This is a genomic window from Aeromonas sp. ZOR0002, from assembly GCF_963866995.1.
Classification (GTDB): domain Bacteria; phylum Pseudomonadota; class Gammaproteobacteria; order Enterobacterales; family Aeromonadaceae; genus Aeromonas; species Aeromonas caviae.
On record NZ_CAWMFQ010000214.1, the window covers coordinates 1 to 5,423 of the forward strand.

Consider the following 5,423-nt stretch of genomic DNA (forward strand, 5'->3'; position numbering starts at 1 on the left):
CGGCGGCGGCGCGGATGCGGCTGGCGGCGCGGGCTGCCGGGGCGGGCAGGTCATTCACCTTGCCGAGCAGGGCCGCGGATCCCTGGATCACCATGTTGGGGGTGCGCAGCTCGTGGCTGGCAAAGCGGCTGAACTCCTGTTCACGGGCAAACACGGCGGCTACCTCGTGCTTGCCCGCCAGCAGCGCCTGCTCTATCTCTCGCAGCTCCTGCCAGGGGGCATCGGGCACGAAGTCCCCCTGATCCGGGGTCAGGTGGGCGACCCGCTGGCGCAGCCGCTCCAGCGGCCTGGTGATGTGACGCACCAGCCAGATGCCGAAGGCGAGGCTCCCCAGCAGCAGGGCCAGGCCGATGAGGCGGGTCACCAGATGCAGCTTGGCTTCGTAAGGGTCGAGGTAGTCGTCCGCATCGTCGTTGAACACCAGATAGAGCAGCCCCTGACCCGAGGGGTGGGCGCGTACCAGGAAGTGCTTGTCCTCCCGGCCCAGCTGATGCTCGAAGAAGCCTGGGCTCTGGTAGGCCTTGAGCCAGGCGGGCAGGCGGCCCGCCTCTGTCCAGTAGCTGGAGAACTGGCGCGGGCTGGGGGCGGGGGCCGCCATTCCGAGGCGCAACCAGTCGTCGTCATAGCGGGTTGCCTCCGCCTCCAGCCAGTGGCGCAGGCTCAGCTCCTCCATCTTGTTCTCGGCCACCACCATCAGCAGGCTCAGGATCACCAGCAGCAGCAGACCGGCCCCTCCCAGCGCCAGCACCAGGCGCCGGCGCAGGCTCGGCAGGCCGGAGGCAAGGGGCGGCGTCGGGTTCGTCATGGGGTCACCAGCCGGTAGCCCTGGCCGTGCAGGGTCTCCAGCATGGGGGTGGGGAAGGGCTTGTCGAGGACATTGCGCAGGGCATAGATGTGGCTGCGCAGGGCGTCGGAGTCGGGCTCCTCGTCGCCCCAGACGGTGTCGAGCACCTCCTGGCGCGTCACCAGCTGGGGCGCGCGCTTCACCAGCAGGGTGAGGATCTGGAACGGGATCTTGCCGAGCTTGAGCTCCACCCCGGCGCGGGTGGCGCGGCCGCTGGCGGGATCCACCGTCAGATCGCCAAAGCCGAGCACGCCCATGTCCCCTCTGGGGCCACGCAGGCTGAGGGCCTCCAGGCGCACCTCCAGCTCCTCCATGGCGAACGGCTTGACCAGATAGTCGTCGCCCCCCGCCCGAAAGCCTGCCAGCTTGTCCTCCAGGCTGTCACGGGCGGTGAGAAAGAGCACCGGGGTCGCGATGCCGTCCGCACGCAGCCGCTCCACGGTACGCAGGCCGTCGAGGCGCGGCATCATGACGTCCATGATGATGACGTCGAAGCGCTCCTGGGCCAGCAGTTGCAGCGCGGCCTGGCCATGATAGGCGCAGTCCACCCTGTGCCCGGCCAGCGCCAGATAGTCCATGATGGTCTCCGCCACCTGGGGACTGTCTTCCACCACCAGTATTTTCATGCTCTGATCTCCTGGTCTGTACCGCTATTTCACGGCCATTTCACACCGGATGGGACATCCTGTGTGCCAGTGTAACCCCGAGGATCCCCGATGAAGAAGTCTCTCTGCGCCTTCTGGTTATTGATTCTATTGCCTTTTGGTCTGGTGCAGGCGGCCGAGTTCAAGCTCACGGGCCGCACCACCTGGCAGCTTGGCCAGTTGATGGTCAACGGCATTCCCTTCGTGATCGATGAGCGCACCCGCTTCAAGGATGGCCTGGATGAGGACGATCTCGGCGGGACCTGGGTCGATCTGGAAGGGGTCGTGCAGGAGACGGCGGCAGGGGAGCGGCGGCTCATTCGCGAGGTGGAGGCGCTGGAGGAGGAGGACGAGATGGAGCTGGAAGGGCCGGTGGAAGGGGGACGGATCTGGGGTTATGTCACCTCGGATGGGAGCCTCTCCCCGTTTGAGGGACGCTGGCTGGAGCTGGAGTGCAAGTTTGACGGCATGCGCCTGAGCCAGTGCCGGGAGGATGACTGACCGGTCAGGGCGGACCGGGAAAAATTGCCCGTCCGGGGCCATAGTTAAACCTCACCCCGTGACCCCGGACCGCCTGCCATGACCCGAACCGCACTCTGCCTGCTGCTGTTGCCCTTCTGCACCCTTGCCGACGACGCCGAGCTCTGGCTGGTGGAGCTGGAGCACAACGACGGGGTGCGCCTGCAATTCCAGGGGGCTGAGCTGGAGCTCGGCAGTGCCGAACTGCACGGCGTGGCGCAGCCGGACGGGCTCGTGCCCGGCATGCACCTCGCGATCCAGAGCCGCTACGGCGTCGCCGAGACGATCCGGGTGCTCGACGGGGCGCCGGATCCGGCGCTCGGGGCCAGCTGGCGGCGGGCGGAGGATCGACTGCTCACCCATAATCAGCAGGCATTGCTGCTACAGGATCTCGGTGTGCTGGTGTTTGATGCTGACACTCGCTGGATCAACGGCAGCACCGCCGATCTGCAACCGGGTCGCCGCCTGGTGCTGAGCCGGGATGAAGAGGGCCGCCTCACCGACATCCTCATTCCCGACCCCGAGGATCCCCTCGACGCCGAAGAGTGAGACCTCTCTCCCTTTCCCCTTGTTAATGGCTTGTACTTTAAATTTCCCCACTTATACTGGCGCACATCTTGTCGGAGTGCTGACCGTCGAACGACGCTAAGCTGAGACCGTTAATTCGGGATCCGTGGAACCTGATCAGGTTAAGACCTGCGAAGGGAAACAAGGGTAACTTGCGGGTTACCGCGCCGGGGAAGGCACACCTTCCCGCCAGCTGGAGGCAGACCGCCTCTGGCTGGCACAGGCGCACAGGGGGAGGTTGTCCCGTCCGGTTGTCCTTAGGGCGCCGGGTTTCCAGACTAGGGAAACACCGGGACGGCAGAGCAGGGAAGATCCATGCCCGACTCACTCCCCCGAGCACACCCCGCCGCAAGTTCATCTTCTCCTCGAACTCCAGACAAGCAAACACCCATAACTTCAACCAGTTAATGTGAGTTTTGCTATGTCTACCAATGTTTCTGATACCACCAAATCCAGCCGCCGCGAGCAGCGCTCCAGCGCCCAGACCTTTATCGACAACCTCAAGGGGATGGCTCACCCCAACTCCCGCCGCATCTTTATCGAAGGCTCCCGCCCTGATATCCGGGTGCCCCTGCGGGAGATCCAGCTGGCCGACACCTTCGTCGGCGGCACCAAGGAGGCTCCCCAGTTCGAGCCCAACGAGCCGGTGCCGGTTTATGATACCTCGGGCCCCTATGGGGAAGAGGCCGCCCCCATCGACGTGCGCCGTGGTCTGCCGCGCCTGCGCGAAGCCTGGGTGCTGGAGCGTGCTGACACCGACGCGCTGGACGGGCTGAGCTCCACCTTCACTCAGGAGCGCCTGGCGGACGAGGGGCTGGATCACCTGCGCTTCGAACATTTGCCGAGCGCCCGCCGCGCCAAGCCGGGCCGCCGGGTCACCCAGCTGCACTATGCCCGCCAAGGCATCGTCACCCCCGAGATGGAATTTATCGCCATCCGCGAGAACATGGGCCGCGAGCGAGTGCGCTCCGAGCTCCTGCGCACCCAGCATCCGGGTCAGGGCTTTGGCGCCAGACTGCCCCAGAACATCACCCCCGAGTTCGTGCGCGATGAGGTGGCCGCCGGTCGCGCCATCATCCCCAGCAACATCAACCACCCGGAAGCGGAGCCCATGATCATCGGCCGCAACTTCCTGGTGAAGATCAACGCCAACATCGGCAACTCGGCGGTCACTTCCAGCATCGAAGAGGAAGTGGAGAAGCTGGTGTGGTCCACCCGCTGGGGCGCCGACACCGTGATGGATCTCTCCACCGGCCGCTACATCCACGAGACCCGCGAGTGGATCCTGCGCAACAGCCCGGTGCCCATCGGTACCGTGCCCATCTATCAGGCGCTGGAGAAGACCAACGGCATCGCCGAAGACCTCACCTGGGAGCTGTTCCGCGACACCCTGCTGGAGCAGGCCGAGCAGGGGGTGGACTACTTCACCATCCACGCCGGCGTCTTGCTGCGCTTCGTGCCGATGACCGCCAAGCGCCTCACCGGCATCGTTTCGCGCGGTGGCAGCATCATGGCCAAGTGGTGCCTGTCGCACCACAAGGAGAACTTCCTCTACGAGCACTTCCGCGAGATCTGCGAGATCTGCGCCGCCTACGACGTGAGCTTGTCGCTGGGTGACGGTCTGCGTCCGGGCTCCGTCTACGACGCCAACGACGAGGCCCAGTTCGCCGAGCTGCGCACCCTGGGCGAGCTCACCAAGATTGCCTGGGAATACGACGTGCAGGTGATGATCGAGGGGCCTGGTCACGTGCCCATGCACATGATCGAGCGCAACATGACCGAGCAGCTCGAGCACTGCCACGAGGCGCCCTTCTATACCCTGGGCCCGCTCACCACCGACATTGCCCCGGGGTACGATCACTTCACCTCCGGCATCGGCGCCGCGCTCATCGGCTGGTACGGCTGCGCCATGCTCTGCTACGTGACCCCCAAGGAGCACCTGGGCCTGCCCAACAAGGAGGACGTGAAGCAGGGGCTGATTACCTACAAGATCGCCGCCCACGCCGCTGACCTTGCCAAAGGCCACCCGGGCGCCCAGATCCGCGACAACGCCATGTCCAAGGCGCGCTTCGAGTTCCGCTGGGAGGATCAGTTCAACCTGGCCCTGGATCCCGACACCGCCCGCGCCTACCACGACGAGACCCTGCCTCAGGAGTCCGGCAAAGTGGCCCACTTCTGCTCCATGTGCGGGCCCAAGTTCTGCTCCATGAAGATCACCCAGGACGTGCGCGACTACGCCGCCAAGCTGGAAGCCGTAGAGATAAAGCTGGTCGGCATGGACGGTCAGCAGGAGCGGGTGGTGGCCGAGGTCGAGAGCGGCATGGCCCGCATGGCTGAAACCTTCAAGGAGACCGGCGGCGAGATCTACCATCAGGCGGCGACCCTGAAGCAGGCCGCAGGGGAGGAGGCGTGAGCAGCGAGCGCGGGGCTGTCAGCCCCGCCGACCTGTCCGCCGTGACGCAGGCCCGCCCCGTGGTCTGGACCATCGCCGGGTCCGACTCCGGCGGCGGAGCCGGCATTCAGGCCGACTTGCACACAATGCATGACCTCGGCGTGCACGGCTGCTCCGTCATCTCCGCCATCACGGCCCAGAACTCGGTGGCGGTGAAGATGGTCGACCCCGTGCTGATGCAGACCTTCGCCGCCCAGATCGATGCCCTGGGGCTGGATCTGCCACCCGCCGCCATCAAGATAGGCCTGCTGCCGACCCGGCTGCACGTAGAGGTGCTGGCCCGTCGCCTGTCGACCGTCGAGGCTCCCTTCGTGGTCTACGACCCGGTGGCCATCGCCAGCACCGGCACCCCCATGGCGGAGCCCGGCATGCTGGTGGCGGTGCGCGAGCACCTGCT

5 protein-coding genes, 1 pseudogene and 1 riboswitch are annotated in these 5,423 nt (G+C 65.9%); of the genes and pseudogenes, 4 read left to right on the forward strand and 2 right to left on the reverse strand.

All coding sequences use genetic code 11. From position 1 onward, the window contains the following. Together AACR77_RS12555 and AACR77_RS12560 are read right to left on the reverse strand one after the other, a co-directional pair. A pseudogene (locus tag AACR77_RS12555) lies at positions 1-805 on the reverse strand (HAMP domain-containing histidine kinase); the annotation flags it as partial. Further along, complete coding sequence (locus AACR77_RS12560; protein ID WP_042864554.1) at positions 802-1,470, reverse strand: response regulator transcription factor; 669 nt, start codon at positions 1,468-1,470, stop codon at positions 802-804. The gene AACR77_RS12560 and the pseudogene AACR77_RS12555, both read right to left, overlap by 4 nt. Positions 1,471-1,560: 90 nt before the next feature. Between AACR77_RS12560 and AACR77_RS12565 the strand changes: the two genes are divergently transcribed. From AACR77_RS12565 to AACR77_RS12580, 4 genes are all read left to right on the forward strand, one after another. After that, complete coding sequence (locus tag AACR77_RS12565; protein ID WP_042881956.1) at positions 1,561-1,989, forward strand: hypothetical protein; 429 nt, start codon at positions 1,561-1,563, stop codon at positions 1,987-1,989. Positions 1,990-2,067: 78 nt separating this feature from the next. Then, positions 2,068-2,556 (forward strand): hypothetical protein, encoded by a 489-nt coding sequence (locus tag AACR77_RS12570; RefSeq protein WP_042864552.1) that lies wholly within the window; start codon positions 2,068-2,070, stop codon positions 2,554-2,556. Positions 2,557-2,618: 62 nt separating this feature from the next. Then, positions 2,619-2,732, forward strand: a riboswitch (TPP riboswitch). Between the two features lie 263 nt (positions 2,733-2,995). Further along, complete coding sequence (thiC, locus tag AACR77_RS12575) at positions 2,996-4,987, forward strand: phosphomethylpyrimidine synthase ThiC (RefSeq protein ID WP_042881958.1); 1,992 nt, start codon at positions 2,996-2,998, stop codon at positions 4,985-4,987. Beyond that, positions 4,984-5,423: bifunctional hydroxymethylpyrimidine kinase/phosphomethylpyrimidine kinase (locus AACR77_RS12580; RefSeq protein WP_042881961.1), on the forward strand; the 440-nt coding region annotated here is incomplete at its 3' end. The genes thiC and AACR77_RS12580, both read left to right, overlap by 4 nt.